This window comes from Aquimarina algiphila, assembly GCF_007489275.1.
Classification (GTDB): domain Bacteria; phylum Bacteroidota; class Bacteroidia; order Flavobacteriales; family Flavobacteriaceae; genus Aquimarina; species Aquimarina algiphila.
Genome location: NZ_VLNR01000027.1, coordinates 59,823 through 77,680, shown reverse-complemented (window position 1 = coordinate 77,680; position 17,858 = coordinate 59,823). Strand labels below are relative to the sequence as shown.

Sequence of the window (17,858 nt, the reverse complement as noted above, 5' to 3'; positions counted from 1 at the left end):
GCTTGTTATATAGGGTATGAGAGCATCTTATTTTGGAACTTCCTGGCACAATTCTACCAAAACTCCATTAGTGGTTTTTGGATGAATAAAAGCGACTAACTTATTATCAGCTCCTTTCTTGGGCGTTTTATTAAGGATCTGAAATCCTTCTTGCTCTAATCGTTCCAATTCGAGTACAATATCATCTACATCAAAAGCAATATGATGAATACCTTCTCCTTTTTTGGCAATAAATTTTCCGATGGGGCCATCATCCTGTGTACTGGCCAGCAATTCTATTTTGCTATCACCTACCTTAAAAAAAGAAGTAATGACCGCTTCACTTTCTACAGCTTCCTGTTTATATGGAGGAACGCCCAAAAGCTTTTCGTATAAAGTATTGGCTTGTTCGATATCCTTAACGGCAATACCCAGATGTTCTATTTTATTAATATGGTTCATAATATACATTTATAACTACGTTGGTAAAAGTACAATTAATATGTATTTTTGCACCATGGAAACAAACAGACAGAAAAAAATAGCAGGAGTATTACAGCGCGATGTTGCCGATGTGATACAACTGGCATTGCGTGAAGCGGGAGTACAGGGGATTTTGGTTTCCGTAACCAAAGTAACAGTAACTACAGATCTTTCTATCGCAAAAGTATATATGAGTGTTTTTCCGCATCAGGAAGGTGAAAAAGTACTAAAAGAAGTAAATGCAGTAAAATCACAAATCAAACACCAGGTAGCGCAACGAACCAAAAATCAGTTGCGTCGTATGCCAGAAGTGTCTTATTATATTGATGATTCTCTGGAGTATATCTCTAATATAGAAAAAGCAGTCAAAGGAGAAGAGAACCCACTTTTGAATCCTGATCTTCTGGAAAAACGTAAAAAGAAATAAAAAGATTCTTTAATAAAGGTTCGTTAAGTATCAAAACTAATTTTTTAGTACTCTTTTTTAGGAAATTCATGGTAAGTAACAGAAATAACATTTTCATTTCTCTTTATTCTCTTATCTTTATTCCCAAATCAAATATAGTATCCCTTTTTTGAGTTGATACTTATTTTTGGTATTCACATTTAATGATCATTATAGCGAATTGAATTTTTCATTATACATCGCCAAGCGATATTTATTTTCTCCAGGAAGTAGTAATGCAATTAATATTATAACGATTATTGCAGCGGCAGGAGTGGTGATAGGAGCTATGGCGTTATTCCTGGTGTTATCGGGTTTTGCAGGGCTTAAAGATTTTAGTCTTCAGTTTTCTTCTTATTTTGATCCTGATCTTAAGATTTTTCCCGAAAGCGGAAAGACATTTACCTTTACCGATACCCAAAAAGAAAAATTGTCAAAACTCGAAGGAGTGATCAACTTCTCCGAAATTGTAGAGGAACGTGTATTTTTAGAATTTAGAGAAAAACAAAAAACAGCATACATCAAAGGTGTTGATAGTAATTACCATGAGGTCATCCAGACTGATAGTATTTTGGTGTATGGAGAATGGCTCACCAATAATGATTTTCAGGTGGTTGCCGGTAATGGGATCAGTAGAGAATTGAGCATGGGGGTCGAACAGACCTATACCAATCTGTTGAGTATATACGTGCCAAAACCCGGTAAAGGCATTCCTAATGATCCATCAAAAGCATTTAGCTCAGAAAAAGCTGTAAATATTGGCATTTATAGCCTTAATGATGAGCTTGATAAGAAATACATATTTGCGACCACTGGTTTGGCACGCAAATTATTAGAATTACCGCAAGATAAAGTAACTCATATCGAACTTAAATTGGCGCCTCAAGCCGATGAAGCAAAAGTAGTACAGGAGTTAGTAGCTATTTTTGATCATAAGGTGATTGTAAAAAACAGGATTCAGCTTAATGAGACCCTTTACAGAATGTTGAATACCGAAAATTTGGTTTCATACCTGGTGATTACTTTGATTGCCATCATAGCCTTGTTTAATGTGGCAGGAGCTATTATCATGATGATTATCGATAAGAAAAGTAATGTAAAAACACTATACAATGTAGGGGCATCCTTGGCGGGGATCAGAAAAATATTTTTGTTTCAAGGTTCTCTTATGACTATTTTAGGAGCGTTGCTGGGGCTGCTTCTAGGATTTATAATCATCGTATTACAACAGCAGTTTGGTTTATTGATGATTACTCCGTCTTTACCTTATCCAACCCGCATTACTGGGATTAGTTTTGTAGTAGTGTTTTTCACGATTACCATTATTGGTTTTATTGCTTCATTACTGGCATCAAGTAGAATTAATCAGAAACTGGTAAGTTAACGGTTCATCTATTGCTATGCTGAGTTTTTGTCGAAGTGTATTCGATAATAACACTTTTAATACATCATCAAGTTCTAGATTGATAAGACCTATCATTCCAACGTATGTAGAATTTACTTAAGAGCATAAATCATAGATTCTGGTCTACACCAGAGTGACAACTCTATTAATTATGATGTAATCTTTTAGGCTTGTTATAAGATTTGGGCGTTCGAGCGGGCTATTCACGCTACACGGTAGCTTGTTCCTATCCCTAACGCAATTATAGCATATAGGATAGTAAAGAATTTATGTAGTTTACATTGATATTTAGAAGTATCGTAACATTATTGGTCATTTAGGTACATATTAGAGTAATTAATACCAATTTTGTAGTAATATTGGGTGTAGAAAACAAAATTTAATATGAATTTAAGTAGCATTCCCAGAGATCTTAAAACGGTTATAGACTCAGAACAAGTAGACTTTTTGGTAAAAAGTAAAAGGAATCATCCCATAAAAAAGTCGATCGCAATTTTGTTGTTTTCTCTTTTCTGGAATGGGTTTGTAAGTATTTTTGTAGTTGCTTTTTTTGGACCATTATTTAAAAAAGAAGAAGTTCATTTTACATCCAACGGCACTGCAATGGTAGGGAGCCTCGATAATTTAGAACCCTTATTATTTCCAGGACTAATTATTGGTTTGTTTGTTATAATTGGTATAGCAATGTTGATTTGGGGAATGTTTATGCTTTTTCAAAAAGGAGGATACTTTGTAGGAACCGAAAATAGATTAATAAAATATAGAAAAGGAACTATAGAAATAAAAGATTGGGAGCAGTTTTCGGGGAATATACAGATTAAGAAGAACAGAAATTCTGGTAATCTCGAATTAGAATTAAGAACCGGAAAAATGAGAAATAGAAAGAATGGTTCAAATCATTTTGTACCTGATATTATTTATATTTCTCAAATCGATAATGTCTTTGATATCGAAAAGAAATGCAGAACTAGAATTAAAGAGAACGATCCAACGCCAGTAGTACGCACAGATAATTATGGGTAAAGAAGTATTTTAATCAATATTAAACAAACTCAAATCCTGTAAATGTTTTTTGTACCTCGTCAAAGGTTGCAAATACATCTTCAGGATGGTCACTGGTAACCATTTTGGTTCGATATTCTTTAAAATGAGGTATCCCTTTAAAATAATTGGTATAATGTCTTCGGGTTTCAAAAACACCTAATTTTTCTCCTTTCCAGTCAATAGCCATTTGTAAATGCCTGCGTGCAGCAATCACACGTTCATCCAATGTTGGGGGAGGTAAGTGCTCGCCGGTTTCAAAATAATGTTTCACTTCTCTAAAAAACCAGGGATATCCAATACTGGCACGACCAATCATAGCACCATCAAGGCCATACTGATCTCTCATTTCCATAGCACGTTCGGGAGTATCAACATCCCCATTACCAAATACAGGGATGTGCATTCTAGGATTGTTTTTTACCTCGGCAATCGGTTTCCAGTCGGCATTACCCTTATACATTTGTGCACGGGTACGCCCATGGATAGAAATAGCCTTTGCTCCTATATCTTGTAATCGCTCTGCTACTTCTACAATTCTGATCGAATCATGATCCCAACCCAATCTCGTTTTTACCGTTATGGGGAGTTTAGTATGTTTAACCATGGCCTCGGTAAGGGAGACCATAAGGTCAATATCTTTTAATATTCCGGCACCAGCACCTTTACTTACTACTTTTTTTACAGGACATCCAAAATTAATATCAATGATATCCGGTCCTGATGCCTCTACGATTTCTACCGATTTAAGCATAGAATCCAGATTGGCTCCAAAAATCTGAATCCCTACAGGACGTTCTTTTTCGTAAATATCAAGCTTGATTACACTTTTGGCAGCATCTCGAATTAAGCCTTCGCTAGAGATAAATTCTGTATATACAACATCTGCACCTTGTTCTTTACACAACGCGCGAAAAGGTGGGTCACTTACATCTTCCATCGGGGCTAATAACAACGGGAATTCCCCTACATCTATATCTCCTATTTTGGCCACAGCAATTAATTTTTTTGACAAAAATACGAATAATAACAAATCTTAAGACTACTATTCTTTAATCTCAATTTCTTGCACTATTCGTAGTGTTAAGAATAAGGTAGTTTTCTTTTAATTTACTTACTCTACAACAATCTTTAAAGTTTTAATGGTATCTATATTTTCCAGAGATAAAAAATAGAATTGTTTACTCAGAGGTTTTAATTCAATTACACCATTATTTATCACTCCTGATTCTACAAAACGTCCCGTTAAATCATACAATGAGTAAGAAGTAAATTCATCACTGTTTATAGAAATTTGATTTTCGGTAATAGGGTTAGGATAAATGATTAACTCTTCATTTATAGAGTCATCTTCTAGAATATTACTTATCACACCATTAGGATCGAGTTTGGCTAGTCCCCGTCCAGTTGCAAATATAGCATCCTGGATTTTGTTTATTCTAAAAGGATCAAAATCTATGGTTTGTAATAATCGTATAGTCTGTCCCCCGTCACCAGAATAATATATGTCATCGTTGTTAAAAAAATAAAACTCTTGAGAATTAACAAAAGTAAAGGCTCCTATATACTTATCTTGTAGCATAATTAATAGGATAATTTCATAAGAACCCCAGCCATCGGTAGTTTTATATAAATTAGGGGTAGTAACCGTGTTTCCGTTATTGTCAATGCTATTTTGAGGAACAATAGCATATCCGCTATTTTCATTTTCCATTGAAAACGCAGTTATATCTCTTGTATTTAAAATGACAGACCAATTCATACCTCCATCGGTACTCTTATAGATGCCGGTATTTGAATCGTAATTAAAAAATAATGAGCTATTTATAACTTCAAAATTGGGTATCCATGCAGTAGAAAATTGACATTGACAACTCCAGGTATTTCCTTTATCATAGGTAATGATGTATTTTCCAGATTGGAATGCTGTAATTATAGCAGTAGATTCATCAAGAATTATGATATCATATGGTTGAAAAATACCTTGACTTGTTGATGGGTTAAATTTTTGCCATGTTAATCCGCCATCAGAAGTTTTTAAATATTCTTCGGTAAAACTTCCTTTGATTCCGATGATACCATCAGTATTATTAAAAAAACCAACAGAGATAGGCACCCCTTCAACACTCATAAAAGGGTTAAGAGTTGTTTTATTCCAAGTGCTTCCACCATCAGTAGAAATCCCATAAAAGTAATTAGTATTTCCATTATTAACTTGATTTCCTACCATGTGTAAGGTATCGCCATATCCAGAAATATCGCTTACATTACCTTGGTTGATCTCTTCCCATGTTTGGCCATATGTGTACAATGATAAAAATAAAAATGGAAGTAGTAGTATATTTTTCATCACTATTGTTTTTTAGGTTATTTTATGCAATAAATTAATGATTCTGGGGACAGAAGTAGATTAATATATTTTTAATGGACGCTCTTGAAATAAGAAGAAATGGGATAAGATAAATATACAAAAAAGAAAGGTTAGTAATAGAAACTGAATTTGAAATAAGTGTATTACATAGATGATCATGATAACTTTTATTACTTTTTCTAGAGAAAAAATAAGTGTAATGTATGTTTATAGAGCTCTTGTTTTGAGTAAATAGGATTAGTCTAAAAATACGGTAAGGGATAGTATAAAGCTTCTAAAATCGATTATATTTGCAGACTAAATGATTTTAATTCAGTTGAATTGAACTCATCGGGCAGGGATAGTAGTGGCATCCTTTTTATTTGTATGCTGAGCCTATCGAAGTATACAAATAAAAAGATATAACGAATAGCCCGGTTCAGCCCGCATAATTATTTGAAAAAGAAGAATGAAAAAGATTAGAAATTTTTGCATTATTGCGCATATTGATCACGGTAAGAGTACACTTGCGGATCGATTATTAGATTTTACAGGATCGGTAACTGCTCGTGAAGCACAAGCACAATTGCTGGATAGTATGGATCTGGAGCGTGAACGTGGAATAACTATAAAGAGTCACGCGATCCAGATGGAATATACGTATAAAGGAGAGGAATATATCCTCAATCTTATCGATACTCCCGGGCATGTAGATTTTTCTTATGAGGTATCTCGTTCTATCGCGGCATGCGAAGGCGCACTATTGATTGTCGATGCTGCACAAAGTATACAAGCACAAACGATTTCTAATCTATATCTGGCATTAGAAAATGACCTGGAAATTATACCGGTACTCAATAAAGTGGATTTGCCAAGTGCTAATCCAGAAGAAGTGACTGATGATATTGTAGATTTATTAGGTTGTGATGCAGAAGATGTAATTCCCGCCAGTGCCAAAACCGGTATCGGAATTGAAGAAATTCTTTCTGCTATTATAGAACGTATTCCTGCTCCAGAAGGGAATCCTGAAGAACCTTTACAGGCATTGATTTTTGACTCAGTATATAATCCGTTTAGAGGAGTAGAAACATATTTTAGAGTCATAAATGGAGAGATTAAGAAGGGGCAACAAATTAAATTTGTTGCAACGGGGAAGGATTATTCTGCAGATGAGGTAGGTACCTTAAAACTTAATCAGGTTCCTAAAAAGGTGATTAAGACAGGAGATGTTGGATATCTAATCACAGGGATTAAAGATGCTCGCGAAGTAAAAGTAGGAGATACTATTACAGATGCTAAAACTCCTACTCAAAATGCTATTGAAGGTTTTGAAGATGTGAAGCCTATGGTATTTGCAGGAATTTATCCTGTAGATACAGAAGATTATGAAGAATTGAGGGCTTCGATGGAAAAACTACAGCTTAATGATGCTTCATTGGTTTTTGTACCAGAGAGTTCTGCTGCTTTAGGTTTTGGATTTCGATGTGGATTCTTAGGAATGCTTCACATGGAAATTATACAGGAACGACTCGAACGAGAGTTTAATATGACTGTAATTACTACGGTACCTAATGTGTCTTATCATGCGTTTACTCACAAGCATCCTGATGATATCATTATTGTAAACAATCCATCAGATTTACCTGATCCTTCTTCTATGAATCGTGTAGAAGAACCCTATATTAAAGCATCGATCATTACCAAGTCTGATTTTGTAGGTTCGGTAATGTCATTGTGTATCGAAAAACGTGGGGAGATTACCAATCAGACTTATCTTACTACAGAACGAGTAGAACTAACATTTGACATGCCATTAGCAGAGATTGTTTTTGATTTCTATGATCGTTTAAAAACGGTGTCAAAAGGATATGCTTCTTTTGATTATGCCCCGATTGGTATGCGTTCTTCTAAACTCGTAAAAGTCGATATATTACTGAATGGAAATATTGTGGATGCGTTGTCTGCATTATTGCATAAAGATAATGCCTATGATATTGGGAAAAAAATCTGTGAAAAGTTAAAAGAGTTGATCCCACGTCAACAATTTGATATTCCGATCCAGGCGGCAATTGGAGCAAAGTTTATAGCTCGTGAAACCGTAAAAGCACTTCGTAAAGATGTAACGGCCAAATGTTATGGTGGTGATATCTCACGTAAGCGAAAGTTATTAGAAAAGCAGAAAAAAGGTAAAAAACGTATGCGCCAGGTAGGAAATGTTGAGATTCCTCAGGAAGCATTTATGGCAGTATTGAAATTGAATGATTGATACGGTCGACAGTTGTGTCGATAGCAAGTAATTTTTGTAGAAGATTTTTAATTTGAGAGTTAATATGTAATAATTAAAAACTCGATTTTGAAGAAGTTAACATTGTTTTTATTGCTTGTTCCGGTTTATGTATTTTCCCAAAGTGTTAGTGGTGTAGTTGTCGATCAGAAAACGAAAAAACCTATTCAAACAGTAAATGTCTATCTGGAAAAAGTAAAAGAAGGGACGATTACAAATGAGAAAGGGGCTTTTTATCTTAAACTTGACTCTAAAGTCAAAAAAAAAGATACAATATATCTTTCTCACTTAGGGTATAAAACGAAGAAGTTGCTATTTCTGGAGCTTAAGAAAAAAGACACTATTTATCTTGTCAATGATCCTGAGAAACTGAATGAAGTTACTCTTATTTCTGATAAAAAATTAAAACCCAAAATTCAGTTTACAAAACTTACCTCATTACAAAGAGGGCTACACTCTTTTGGCTCTCTGTTAATAGATAATAAAATATATATAATTGGAGGTGATGCCTCATTCAAGACAGATATTGCGTTAAAAACATTTAATAATCATCCCGAGTTGACCGGACCAGATGCAGTTTTAAGTGATTTTCTAAAGAAAGCTAGAACTGAGACAGGTTTTTCATGGGAGAATTATAAAGGAGAATTATTAATCTATGATATAGCATTAGATACATGGAAAAATTCTGACCTTAAGTTTAGAAAAAGAGCATATCATAATCTTAATTATCACAACGGTAAGATTTATGTCTTGGGAGGCAAATATTTATCTGATAATAGGAAGTATGAATATCTGGATAATAAAATCGAAGTATTTGATATCAAAAAGAATACAATCAGTATTGATGATACCAATCCTCATCAAGCTATAGATTTTATGTCTTTTACCTATAGAAACCATATTATTGTAATGGGAGGCTCTATTAAAGCTAGAAAAGATGGAACTAAAATATATACAGATAAAGTACACTTATATAATTTAGAAACAGGTTTTTGGTATGAATTAGAAGATATGCCAGATACTGAAAAAATGAAAGGAATTCTGGTTAACCATAAAATATATTTGATAAGGAAGCGTATGGGAAAAGCGTTTTCAGAAATTAAAACGTTTGATTTAATTTCTGGAAAATGGGAGGATAAAGGAGAGTTACCTGTGGGAATTGATAATGCCGGAATTGTCTATAAAAATGGAATCATTTATTTTTTTGAAGAGGGAAAGTTATATGAGTATAACATAAATACCAAAGTACTGAACGAATATTTAATCAATCTATTTTTAAAAGGATCCAAGTTACATCATGCTGATAATAAGCTCTATGTATTAGGAGGCTTTGAAGAAGATAGGTTATCAAAAGAGCCGTCGTCGGGAGTGTTTAGTATTGACCTAGGTGAGCTAACAAAAACTAGAATTCACAGGTCAAAAAACCTGTAAAATTATATTCTGGAGAGTAAGGATATAATAATTTTTAACGAGCTTTTTTAGCTTCAATCATTTTGATCAACATATGTTCTACTCCATTATCATTATTGCTCTTTGTTGAGTAGTTGGCAATAGCTTTTACATTGGGATGTGCATTTTCCATAGCAAAACTATATTTTGCTCTAGTCATCATTTCGAGATCATTGTTGTAATCTCCAAAAACCATCGTTTCTTCAGGAAGTATATTATTTTTTTCCTGTAACTGCTGAAGCGCATGACCTTTATTGGCAAGGTTATGAGATAAGTCTAACCAGATTTCTCCAGATACTTTTACTTTTAACCTATTCTCGAGATGTTTTAATGCTGGATAAAGGTATTGTTCAGAACCTTTTTGATTGCAAATAGCAATTTTAAGATATTGATCGTCTACAACTTGAGACAAGTCTTGTACGATTTCATATCGGCCATAATATTCTGTGAACATATCCACAAAATCTTGTCCATAATCCTCGATATATCCTTTTTTTCTTCCGCAAAGGATCACTTGCGAGCCTTGTAGTGTTTTAGTGATATCAAGAAGTTCAAGATAAGTTTCTCGATCAATTTCTGTAGTCTGAAGCTCCCGATCCTGATGCATAGTAAGCGCTCCATTTTCGGCAATTACATAAATATCATCTTTGATGGGCTTTAACTTATCAATAATACTATAATATTGGCGACCACTAGCAGCAACAAAAGTTACTCCGAGATCGTTTAATTCTTCAAAAAGTTCGAAGAAGTGACGGCTTACTTTTCCTTTTGTATTAAGAAGTGTGCCATCCATATCGGTAGCAACCATTTTGATGTGAGATAAATCCATAGCAATGAGAAATTTTAAGTAGCAAAGGTATATTGTTAAGAGAAATAGAATATGTTATGACTGTGAAATTTGTATTAAATTAGTAAAACTTCTTGTTATTCCAGCCTTTCGACCCAACTCATGATCAACTAAAGGCTGTAATCCAAATAGTGAATCACAATGATTAATAAAACTGTATGTTTGTTTTAGTTATAAAAAATAGATTCCAGCCTACGCTGGAATGACAAAGTGTATGAAATTTTTCCAAAAAGAAGTGAAGTTGCAAGCGTTCGCTAGAGGTTTTCACTTGATTACAACCGAAGTTGTATCAAAAATTCCAGAAATAAAAGAGATCAATATTGGTCAATTACAGGTATTTATAAAACATACCTCTGCGAGTCTTACAATAAACGAAAATGCAGATCCTACAGTACGACAGGATTTTGAAAGCCATATGAATGTTATGGTTCCCGAAAACGCTCCGTATTATATTCATACCTATGAAGGATCAGATGATATGCCAGCTCATATTAAAGCATCGCTAATGGGAGCTTCTGTGCAGATACCTATTACAAACGGAAAATTAAACCTAGGCACCTGGCAAGGGATTTATCTTTGCGAACATAGAAATTATGGAGGTTCGAGGAAACTAGTGATTACAGCTTATGGAAACTAGAAATAATGGGTGTTTAACAGCGGTTCAAAAAAACAAATCCCGGACGAAATCCAGGATCATTTTTTTGAATACATTAATATAGATAGTATTCTAAATTCTGTTTGGTTTTAAAACCACTGCGCCCAGGGGATTCTAGATAACATAAGAATCCATCCGATGGTATAAAAAATAGCGAGCATTTTAAATTTTGGAGTAGAAGTAAGTTTCTTTTTATGTTTTGAATACCCCATTGTAATAAAAACAATAGTGAGTATCATTACCATTGGGTGTTCTACATTATATAGACGTAGCGTTGCATTTTTCATAATTTCTCCCATAGAATGAGTGCCTGAGAACCAAACTACTAATGGAGATACAAAGAAAATTATAATTCCTATTAAGAGTTGAATATGAGAAACAATTAAGGCGAATAAAGAGATTCTAAAGTCTTTTGGAGCATATTCTCTTTTAGTAAAAAATCCGGCAAGTGCATTAATAGTTGCAAGGGTAACCACAAGAAGAACAAGATAAGCCCAATAGGAGTGAACGATTTGAATAGCTTCGTACATAATATATCGATGTGTTTAGTTTATCCAAAGGTACATATAATGAATAAAAAAACCTCATTCATAAATATGTGAATGAGGTTTTTTTTACTTAGTTTACAGTGCCTTAGTTAAATAAATAACGTAATCCAATTTGCATTTGCCATCTTGAAGCATTTAATCTGCCACTATCGGTAAGCTCTTCGATACCATCACTAAATCTATCTGCGTCAAAAGTGTACTCAGGGTTTGGTCCACCGGTTTCTACATTGATTAAATCTACAGTTTGACGAATAAATTTCCTTTGCCCCCAATCTTTATTAATTAAGTTCGTAAAGTTATTTATATCAGCGGTGGCTTGTAAAGTATGTTTTTTGTTTCCAAATCTAATAGAAAAATCTTGAACAAAACGCAAATCAATAACATGACTCCATGGTCCTTGCTCTCCATTACGCTCTGCATAACGACCTCTTCTTTTTCTTAGGTAATCATTACCTTCAATAAAGGCATTAAGAGATTCCCATTGTTGATCTGGAGTGGCTATTAGATTGTTGTCATTATCTAATAATGGAACTAAGTTAATCTCACTCTGATTAGCGGGGACATATAATAGAGCATTATCTGATCTGTTATCTCCAAGTAATGATCCGTTATAAATAAAAGAATATGGTTGTCCTTGAGATCCTTCGTAATACAAACCAATTGTAGTTTTTAAATTCTCATTCCAATTGATTTCATAAGAAACATTGGCATTAACTCTATGTCCTTGGGCAAAGTCTGATCTGCTTAATTGAGGTGCGTTTTTTCCATTAACGGTTTCTATATTTGACCATTGAGAAATATTTCTTGATGAAGTACCATCAAAAAGAGATTTAGAATCACCATAAGAATAGGATACTTGTCCCTGGAAACCATTTTCAAAAGGTTTTCTAAGTGTAAAACTAGCATTCCATGAATATCCTTCACCAGTATTTGATGCTAGTATAACGTCTCTATATGTGTCATCAATTTCATCATCGTCATAGAAAGGTCTGTTATCGGCACCATTTAAAGTTCCTACTTGACCTACTATATTTAATTGTTGATAATTAAGAGCAGTTATATTATCATTCCAAATTAAATCTGTACTCGCTACTAATCCCCATATTGGTAATTTTTGATCTACAGCAATATTGGCTTTGAATACTTGTGGTAATCTAAAGTCTGGAGTGAATAAATCAATTCTACCTCCGACTCCACCGGTACCTGGTTCTACTGTTACAGGTTGTTGGTTAACATTTGGGTTAAATGTAACAGGGTCACTAAGCTCAAAACTTCTAGATCTTCCGCCAGTAACTCCATTATTGTTATATGTGGCAGCTGGCCAAACTAAAGGAAGTCTTGAAGTAAAAATACCAAAACCTCCTCGGATTTGTGTTTTGCGTTCTCCTTTTACATCCCAGTTAAATCCAACTCTTGGAGAGACATAAACTTGTGAATCCACTCCTTTTCCTACTCTTGCACCTTGTAAATCATAACCAGCTGCTTCAAGTAAAGGTACTGTTCTATTGTTGAAATCATCATTAGCTAATCCATCTTCCCAAATAGGGAAATCAAATCTTATACCAGCCGTAATTTTAAAATTATCTGTAAACTGTACTTCATCTTGTGCATAAAAACCTAGTTGGAGTACATCAAATTCTGATGCTCCAGAAGAGTCATCACCTATACCATTTCCAGCTAATAAAGAATATTCTCTTTGGTAGAAACTTGCAGGCTGTCCTGTAAGGAAATCATCTACAGTAAGAAAAGTATAGTCCCCATGGTTAAAACCGAAAAATAAATTTTTAATTTTTGAGTATTCATTATGAGTTCCTAAGGTTATAGTATGTCGTCCTTTATAAATTTCAAAGTTATTAGTGAAAGTAAATATGTCTTGATCTAAAAGGTTAGCTGTAGAAAAGGGTTCATTTCCAAAAATAAGCCCTTGTCTAAAATCTCTGTCATTTAAACCATCAGCAATTCTGACAGTTGGGAAGGGATTTCCACTAGGATCTCTGTCATCTCTAACTCGAGTATACCCAAAAATAAAGTTATTTGAAAAATCAGAACCAATTGTAGAGTTGATTTCTAATGCAGAAGAATTAGAAACAGTAATAAATTTTTCTGAACCATTAGAAAACCCAATTCCTCTACTGTTAGAACTTCTAGCTTCTAAATTATCTCCTCTAACATAACCATGTCTGAAAGATAATTTATTATTTTCATTAATATTCCAATCTAACTTAAGAGTAAATTTATCACTTTTTAATGTAGTTTCATTGGTTTGAAACCCGCCGATATCATATCCATATGTTGAAAGAGTTCTCGATCTTAAACTTTCTATAGCAGCTAGTGTATTAGAATCACCAGTGTAATTACTAATATTAAAAGGTTGAGGAACTTCTCTATCCTCTCTTTCATAGTTAACAAAATAGAATAATTTATCTTTAATAATTGGCCCCCCGATTCTTACTCCGTAGGTAGTAGATGAAAAATCAGGAAATTTTTCTCTAGACTCTCCTTCGTCAAGTAAACTTGGAGGTGTTTTTCCAGCTAAATCCTGATTTCTTACGAATGCATAAGCAGATCCTTCAATGTTATTTGTCCCTGATCTTGTGACAGCACTTATCGCACCACCAGCAAAACCAGCAATTCTTACATCAAAAGGAGCTATTTGTACCTGAAAAGATTCAATGGCATCTACTGAAAATGGATTTACACCAGTTTGTCCTCCGTTAGTTCCTGAATCGGCTAATCCAAAAACATCATTGTTAACTGCTCCATCAATATAGATAGCATTATATCTACTATTTTGACCTGCTAAAGATATGCTAAAACCATCATCATCTTCTGATACTTGAGCTTGTGGTGTTAATCTGACAAAATCAGCAATAGATCTAGATGTTTGTGGCAAATTTTGAATATCTCTTTGTGAAATATTAGTTTCTGCACCACTTTTGTTAGAGTTAAATACTCCATTGTTAGTTACTGTTATAACTACCTTTTCTAATTCATTAGCTGATTCAACCATTTGAGTACTTATCCTAAAAGATTGCCCCAGTTGAAGAGATATGTTTTCTCTCTTATAATCATTAAATCCAAGGTAAGAAATGGTAATGGTGTAAGGTCCACCAGTACGCATACCAGAAATTCTATAAAACCCATCAAAATCGGTAGTGGCGCCATATCGAGTACCTGATGGTTGGTGAACAGCAACGATATTTGCCCCTGGTAAAGGTCCTCCTGTATTATCTGTAACTTTACCTCCAAGAGATGAAGTTGTCACTCCTTGCCCAAACGTTTCCCCAACGAATGCAGTAAGAATTACAACAAATAAAAATGTAATCTTTTTCATAAGTGTGCTTTAATTGTTTTTACAAATGAACTAATCTTCTTGTAATGTAAGTTTATAATAAGGTTAAGTAATGGTAAGGGATGAATGAAAATAACTGCTAAAAAATTAATTTTCAGTTAATTTTGGTTTTAAGACTCTTGCATTTGTAGATCTCAATAAGAGCAAAGATTTCAGAAATTATTAGATTATAGAGAATCAATAATTACAATATTTAAAAACTTTTGATAAATAAAAAACCTCATTCGATTATCGAATGAGGTTTGAAAATATATTATTGTTTCAAGTTTTAGAACTTGTAACTTAAACTTGCATTCCAGGTTCTTCCTACTCCTAAAAAGTACCCGAAAGAATCTAATTGACCGATATAAGGAGAGTTAAATAAGTTCTTAACATTTCCTCTAAATGTTAATCTGTTTTCTCCAAAATTAAATTTGTAAGTAACACCAGCATCTACAAGGTCATAAGAAGGTAATCTTTCAGCTTGATAAACTTCTCCATTAAAAGCAGCATCAGCAACATCTTCTGGGTCTACAAAACCATAAAGATCTGTATATACATTATAATCTAAATCAACAGATAAATTATGTAAGATGTCAAAATATCCACCTACACCAAAAGAAGTTTGCGCTGCATTACCAACTTTCGTACCCGTTAAATTTACACTTCCAGTCTCTATGATAGCAGCTGTTTGATCATTTGCAAGGGTAAATGGTGAAGTTCCATCAAACTTCCAGTTACCCAAAGAACCATAACCTCTTAATCTCCATCTTCCACCATCTGGTCTATATTCAAAGTCGAATTCTGCTCCTTGATGAATTTGTGCAATACTAGTTAGTCTATACGTTGTAAAATCACCATTTGTAAGTTCTGGACCATTAGTACTTAAGAAACGGTTTGCCCATTCTGTTCTGTAAATATCGAAGTTTAATTTAAAGTTGTTACTTTTAAAACGGTATCCTCCTTCAAAACTAGTGATTTCTTCATTGTCAACTTCTGGGTCTACCAAATCATTAGAATTTCTAATATCAGCAAATACATTATCTAAGAAAGGCTGACGTGAGAAGAATCCTGCGTTTACGAAGACTGAGTGTTGTTCTGTAATGTTGTAAGAGGCTCCTCCTTTTACATTATATCCTGTTTTGTTTAGTTTTTCAGATTTTCCTAAACCATTACCGGTTCCTGTAAAACGTCCTTCTCTTTGGTATGATTGAGTTGACACTGCTGCTTGTAAAAACACTGCAAAATTATCGGTAGCATACTCTGCCTGACCAAATCCTCCTACATAATTAATATCTTCAGAATAGTCGAATTGAGTACGATTTTCTTCATCTGCAAAATCAAATAAAGCTGACCACGGATCTGCTTCAAATTCTTCTGTAAATACATAATCGCTAGGTCTATTTGCATTGTTAAAATTATCTGTAAACCCATTAAGACCTAATAAATCATTTACTTGTCTAAAGTGATCACCATGGTATAACCTAGCGTCAAAACCAACATTAAATGTCCAGTTTTCTACGGTTTCTATATTTAAGCTAGAAAGTAATCCATACCAGTTATGATTATTTACAGAAGATCTTCTTATATAGGAAGATCCAAAGTTTCCAAATCCATTACCGTCAGCAGATGCTATATTATTCTCAACAATTTGATCAAAATCTATGTTTTCATTATTGTTGTCATTTACTCGAACTCTTCCTCGACCGAGGCCTCCTGTTCCACCACCACGTCCCCATGATGCATAAAGCACTGTTGATAGGTCTAAACCATCTTGAATATTAAAATCCCAGTTTAGGTTAGCTACAGGTTTGTGGTAATAGTTTCGTCTTTCTGTAAAACGTTCACCATTTAAGAAACCAGAATTTCTATTTTGTTTTGCACCAAATTCTTCGAAAACTTCAAGATCTTGAGAGAAACTTTGATCGTGCCATTGTGGAGCACCAGTAACTAAGAAATTAAAAGTGTTTTTATCGTTTGGTTTATACCCAACAGAAAACAAGTAGTTTTGTCCTCCACCTGCTGTACCTTCGGCCCATTTTCTGTGCCCTTGCCAGTGATCTACTAAAACCGAAAATGCCCATCCATTATCACTTAATCCAGAGTTGTAGCTAGCAGTAGTTTTAATATAACTATCATTACCTCCTAAGAACCTTACAAATCCACCTTGTTTTTGATCTGTAGTTTTAGAAATAATATTTATAGTACCCCCAACAGATGAGATCGCTAATTTAGAAGATCCTAGACCACGTTGTACTTGCACAGCGTTAGCAACGTCAGACATACCAGCCCAATTTGACCAGAAAATTCGACCATCTTCTGGGCTATTAATTGGCTGACCATTTAATAAGACAGCAGTATTGGTATCATCAAAACCTCTTAAGAAAATCTGACTATCACCAAATCCTCCTGCTTGATTAGAAACATATACAGAAGGAGTGTTTTTGATAGTTTCAGTGAATTCAACATTACCTGCTGCTTTTAACTGGATATCCTCTCCTTTTACTGTAGATACGGCAATAGGTGTTCTTCTATCTTCAGCTAAATCGACAATTCCGCTACCTACTATTATAATTTCTTCAAGAGAATTATCAAGGCTTAAATTGATTGTTCCAAGATCTTGATCGCCATTAGTTACATCATAAGCGATGTTTTTAGCTCCAAATCCAACATAAGAAACATTAATTGTCCCCGTTGGATTAGTTACTGTAAGAGAAAATTTACCATCAAAATCAGATGTTGTTCCATTAGAAGTTCTTAATTCAACAATGTTTGCTCCTGGTAATGGACCATTTGATTCGGAATCGAATATCGTTCCTGTTACTACTCCTTGTGCAAACGTCTCCCCAACGACTGCCATAAGGATTACAACAAATAAAAATGTAATCTTTTTCATGAGTGTGTTTTAATTATTTTTAATTACGCTATGAAACCTTTAACGATTAAAATTCCTATACTTTTAAGTATTTCAAAAACTGCTTAAATCGTATATGGTTCCAAAATAAATGATTGAGTTAATAATCCGCGCAAAAGAACGAATC

General features: G+C 34.0%; 13 protein-coding genes. 6 read left to right on the top strand and 7 right to left on the bottom strand.

Features of this window, described 5'->3' with window-relative positions; genetic code table 11:
- Positions 1–27: 27 nt before the first annotated feature.
- Positions 28–441 (bottom strand): methylmalonyl-CoA epimerase, encoded by a 414-nt coding sequence (gene mce, locus FOF46_RS14180; protein ID WP_109434971.1) that lies wholly within the window; start codon positions 439–441, stop codon positions 28–30.
- Between the two features lie 55 nt (positions 442–496).
- Here mce and rbfA point away from each other — a divergent pair, with 55 nt between their 5' ends.
- The 3 genes from rbfA (at position 497) to FOF46_RS14165 (ending at position 3,335) form a co-directional block, all read left to right on the top strand.
- On the top strand, positions 497–889 hold the full coding sequence (gene rbfA / locus FOF46_RS14175; protein ID WP_109434972.1) for a 30S ribosome-binding factor RbfA: 393 nt from the start codon (positions 497–499) through the stop codon (positions 887–889).
- Positions 890–1,055: 166 nt separating this feature from the next.
- Entirely contained in the window at positions 1,056–2,291 is a 1,236-nt protein-coding gene (locus FOF46_RS14170) for an ABC transporter permease (protein WP_244299618.1), read from the top strand.
- Positions 2,292–2,696: 405 nt separating this feature from the next.
- Positions 2,697–3,335 carry a hypothetical protein gene (locus FOF46_RS14165; protein ID WP_109434974.1) on the top strand — a complete coding sequence of 213 codons (639 nt, stop codon included), beginning with the start codon at positions 2,697–2,699 and terminating at the stop codon, positions 3,333–3,335.
- Between the two features lie 19 nt (positions 3,336–3,354).
- Here the strand turns inward: FOF46_RS14165 and dusB are convergent, their stop codons facing one another.
- Together dusB and FOF46_RS14155 are read right to left on the bottom strand one after the other, a co-directional pair.
- Positions 3,355–4,347, bottom strand: a complete 993-nt coding sequence (gene dusB / locus FOF46_RS14160) for a tRNA dihydrouridine synthase DusB (protein ID WP_143916896.1) — start codon at positions 4,345–4,347, stop codon at positions 3,355–3,357.
- A 120-nt stretch (positions 4,348–4,467) separates the two neighbouring features.
- On the bottom strand, positions 4,468–5,703 hold the full coding sequence (locus FOF46_RS14155) for a T9SS type A sorting domain-containing protein (protein ID WP_143916886.1): 1,236 nt from the start codon (positions 5,701–5,703) through the stop codon (positions 4,468–4,470).
- 469 nt (positions 5,704–6,172) lie between these two features.
- Here FOF46_RS14155 and lepA point away from each other — a divergent pair, with 469 nt between their 5' ends.
- Both lepA and FOF46_RS14145 read left to right on the top strand, forming a co-directional pair.
- Positions 6,173–7,969 (top strand): translation elongation factor 4, encoded by a 1,797-nt coding sequence (gene lepA, locus FOF46_RS14150; RefSeq protein ID WP_109434976.1) that lies wholly within the window; start codon positions 6,173–6,175, stop codon positions 7,967–7,969.
- Positions 7,970–8,056: 87 nt separating this feature from the next.
- Positions 8,057–9,418: a carboxypeptidase-like regulatory domain-containing protein gene (locus FOF46_RS14145; RefSeq protein WP_167571841.1), complete on the top strand. Its 1,362-nt coding sequence runs from the start codon at positions 8,057–8,059 to the stop codon at positions 9,416–9,418.
- Between the two features lie 34 nt (positions 9,419–9,452).
- On the opposite strand, the gene FOF46_RS14140 is transcribed toward FOF46_RS14145, so the two are convergent.
- Positions 9,453–10,265: an HAD family hydrolase gene (locus tag FOF46_RS14140; protein ID WP_143916884.1), complete on the bottom strand. Its 813-nt coding sequence runs from the start codon at positions 10,263–10,265 to the stop codon at positions 9,453–9,455.
- A gap of 232 nt (positions 10,266–10,497) precedes the next feature.
- Here FOF46_RS14140 and FOF46_RS14135 point away from each other — a divergent pair, with 232 nt between their 5' ends.
- A complete protein-coding gene (locus FOF46_RS14135) occupies positions 10,498–10,920 on the top strand; it encodes a secondary thiamine-phosphate synthase enzyme YjbQ (RefSeq protein ID WP_143916883.1) in 423 nt (140 codons plus the stop codon).
- 107 nt (positions 10,921–11,027) lie between these two features.
- Here the strand turns inward: FOF46_RS14135 and FOF46_RS14130 are convergent, their stop codons facing one another.
- The 3 genes from FOF46_RS14130 to FOF46_RS14120 all read right to left on the bottom strand — a co-directional run bounded on the left by FOF46_RS14130 (position 11,028) and on the right by FOF46_RS14120 (position 17,713).
- Positions 11,028–11,468 carry a hypothetical protein gene (locus tag FOF46_RS14130; RefSeq protein ID WP_109434980.1) on the bottom strand — a complete coding sequence of 147 codons (441 nt, stop codon included), beginning with the start codon at positions 11,466–11,468 and terminating at the stop codon, positions 11,028–11,030.
- A gap of 103 nt (positions 11,469–11,571) precedes the next feature.
- Positions 11,572–14,820 (bottom strand): TonB-dependent receptor, encoded by a 3,249-nt coding sequence (locus tag FOF46_RS14125; protein WP_143916882.1) that lies wholly within the window; start codon positions 14,818–14,820, stop codon positions 11,572–11,574.
- A 286-nt stretch (positions 14,821–15,106) separates the two neighbouring features.
- Positions 15,107–17,713: a TonB-dependent receptor gene (locus tag FOF46_RS14120; RefSeq protein WP_143916881.1), complete on the bottom strand. Its 2,607-nt coding sequence runs from the start codon at positions 17,711–17,713 to the stop codon at positions 15,107–15,109.
- Positions 17,714–17,858: the final 145 nt, after the last annotated feature.

Bases quoted from the DNA above. Each gene is read 5' to 3' on its own strand.
- mce (WP_109434971.1), bottom strand. From the start codon at position 441: ATGAACCATATTAATAAAATAGAACATCTGGGTATTGCCGTTAAGGAT.
- rbfA (WP_109434972.1), top strand. From the start codon at position 497: ATGGAAACAAACAGACAGAAAAAAATAGCAGGAGTATTACAGCGCGAT.
- FOF46_RS14165 (WP_109434974.1), top strand. From the start codon at position 2,697: ATGAATTTAAGTAGCATTCCCAGAGATCTTAAAACGGTTATAGACTCA.
- FOF46_RS14155 (WP_143916886.1), bottom strand. From the start codon at position 5,703: ATGAAAAATATACTACTACTTCCATTTTTATTTTTATCATTGTACACA.
- lepA (WP_109434976.1), top strand. From the start codon at position 6,173: ATGAAAAAGATTAGAAATTTTTGCATTATTGCGCATATTGATCACGGT.
- FOF46_RS14140 (WP_143916884.1), bottom strand. From the start codon at position 10,265: ATGGATTTATCTCACATCAAAATGGTTGCTACCGATATGGATGGCACA.
- FOF46_RS14135 (WP_143916883.1), top strand. From the start codon at position 10,498: ATGAAATTTTTCCAAAAAGAAGTGAAGTTGCAAGCGTTCGCTAGAGGT.
- FOF46_RS14130 (WP_109434980.1), bottom strand. From the start codon at position 11,468: ATGTACGAAGCTATTCAAATCGTTCACTCCTATTGGGCTTATCTTGTT.
- FOF46_RS14125 (WP_143916882.1), bottom strand. From the start codon at position 14,820: ATGAAAAAGATTACATTTTTATTTGTTGTAATTCTTACTGCATTCGTT.
- FOF46_RS14120 (WP_143916881.1), bottom strand. From the start codon at position 17,713: ATGAAAAAGATTACATTTTTATTTGTTGTAATCCTTATGGCAGTCGTT.